Genomic DNA, 2,137 nt, shown 5'->3' on the forward strand with positions numbered 1-2,137 from the left:
CATAAAGCCCGTTTGGGTGCGCCAAGCCTGCTTCATGATGCAAGAGAAGCAGGCTATCAAGTTTCAGAAAGGACAATTAGCCGTGTTTTGCAACAATTGGGATTACGGAGTAAAGCAGCACGTAAATTCAAGCATAAAACAGACAAGGCTCATCACAATATTGCGCCCAACACGTTAGATAGGCAATTTAATCCTGATAAGCCTAATAAAACATGGGTAACCGATATTACTTATATTAAAACGGGTGAAGGTTGGTTATATTTGTCGGTGATTATCGATTTATATGGACGAAAAGTGATTGCTAGGCAAACCAGTCGCTACATAGACCGCCATTTAGTGTGTAATACATTAAAACAAGCTTTATTTCGGCGTCACTTTCCTAAAAATGTACTCATTCATAGTGACCAAGGAAGCCAATATTGCAGTGCTGATTTCAAGCAATTATTGTTACAATATGGGCTAAGGCAAAGCATGAGTCGAAGAGGCAACTGCTTTGATAATGCGGTTGTTGAGAGTTTTTTTCATACACTCAAAACACATATTATTCATGACTGTTACTACAAAACGAGGAAGCAGGCTAATAAAGCACTATTTGAATATATTGAAATCTATTATAATCGGATACGCCGTCATTCAGCCAATGGCTGGGTATCACCTGAACAATATGAACAACAATATTACCAAAACGAAAAAATGATAGAGGCGGGCACTGTCTAATATTTTGGCGAGGATCAGTCTGCTAATTCGCGTGTTTGCGTGATAAACGCAGGTAAATCATCACAGGTAAATAATTCAACATGTGCCAACGGTGGTAATTTTGTATCTAACGCACGTTTCATACTCGATAACGGCGCCTCTTTTGGCTCATCAAAACGCTCTCTTTGACTCACATTATGACCAAGGTAACCAATAAAACGCCCTTTCTCTATTGGCATCGGCTTGTCTAATATCACCACCTCATCTAATTTTTCAGGTTTAAGATGGGTTAACCTCAGCGAAGTTAATTTGACATAGCCCTTATGCCGAGCCTCATCGCCACCATTTTCAACTACCAATATCCCCGGCACCGCACAATCAATAATCCTACGGATTTTAGCATAGCCATTTTCTTGTCCATCAAATTCAAAGCGCGCTGTTTTGGGTAAATAAGTTAACTTTTGAGTTGCATCGGCTGCGCCATAAACAGCTATACCTTTCACTTCTACTTCAGGATTTCCAACCCTGTTGTTCTCTTCCTTACAAATTTCATAGTCCTTATTGGCTTCCGCTGTGTTTCCTGTCGGTCTATCTGCTGCCGTGGCTCCGATATCTCCCTGCCAAACATAACCCCTAATATTTCCTAATTCATTTTGAAATCCGTTTGGCGTCACCACAGTCCCTGCAGTTATCGACATAATTTTATACCAACCAGACTTTCCTTCTTTTTGTTCACCCAAACGAACTTTACTGCCTTTTAGTAATAATCCAACAACTTTTGTGTTTTTCCCTTTTTCTCGTATTACGCTACCAATAATGGTTTCTGCTGTTTCATCATTGACTTTCCCTGATTCGTGATCCTCGCCAAAATATTAGACAGTGCCCGCCTCTATCATTTTTTCGTTTTGGTAATATTGTTGTTCATATTGTTCAGGTGATACCCAGCCATTGGCTGAATGACGGCGTATCCGATTATAATAGATTTCAATATATTCAAATAGTGCTTTATTAGCCTGCTTCCTCGTTTTGTAGTAACAGTCATGAATAATATGTGTTTTGAGTGTATGAAAAAAACTCTCAACAACCGCATTATCAAAGCAGTTGCCTCTTCGACTCATGCTTTGCCTTAGCCCATATTGTAACAATAATTGCTTGAAATCAGCACTGCAATATTGGCTTCCTTGGTCACTATGAATGAGTACATTTTTAGGAAAGTGACGCCGAAATAAAGCTTGTTTTAATGTATTACACACTAAATGGCGGTCTATGTAGCGACTGGTTTGCCTAGCAATCACTTTTCGTCCATATAAATCGATAATCACCGACAAATATAACCAACCTTCACCCGTTTTAATATAAGTAATATCGGTTACCCATGTTTTATTAGGCTTATCAGGATTAAATTGCCTATCTAACGTGTTGGGCGCAATATTGTGATGAG

The 2,137-nt window shown here is 39.2% G+C and carries 3 protein-coding genes; 1 reads left to right on the forward strand and 2 read right to left on the reverse strand.

Annotation, left to right across the window (positions count from 1 at the left end; translation table 11 throughout):
* On the forward strand, window positions 1-717 hold a 717-nt coding region (locus A9G25_RS07740), incomplete at its 5' end, for an IS3 family transposase (protein ID WP_065626443.1).
* 14 nt (window positions 718-731) lie between these two features.
* Here the strand turns inward: A9G25_RS07740 and A9G25_RS07745 are convergent.
* Together A9G25_RS07745 and A9G25_RS07750 are read right to left on the reverse strand one after the other, a co-directional pair.
* Window positions 732-1,373 (reverse strand): hypothetical protein, encoded by a 642-nt coding sequence (locus A9G25_RS07745; RefSeq protein ID WP_218057570.1) that lies wholly within the window; start codon window positions 1,371-1,373, stop codon window positions 732-734.
* A gap of 195 nt (window positions 1,374-1,568) precedes the next feature.
* The coding region (locus tag A9G25_RS07750) for an IS3 family transposase (protein ID WP_141675052.1) at window positions 1,569-2,137 on the reverse strand (569 nt) is incomplete at its 5' end.

The sequence above is a fragment of the Gilliamella sp. Bif1-4 genome, from assembly GCF_001690535.1.
GTDB lineage: Bacteria > Pseudomonadota > Gammaproteobacteria > Enterobacterales > Orbaceae > Gilliamella > Gilliamella bombi.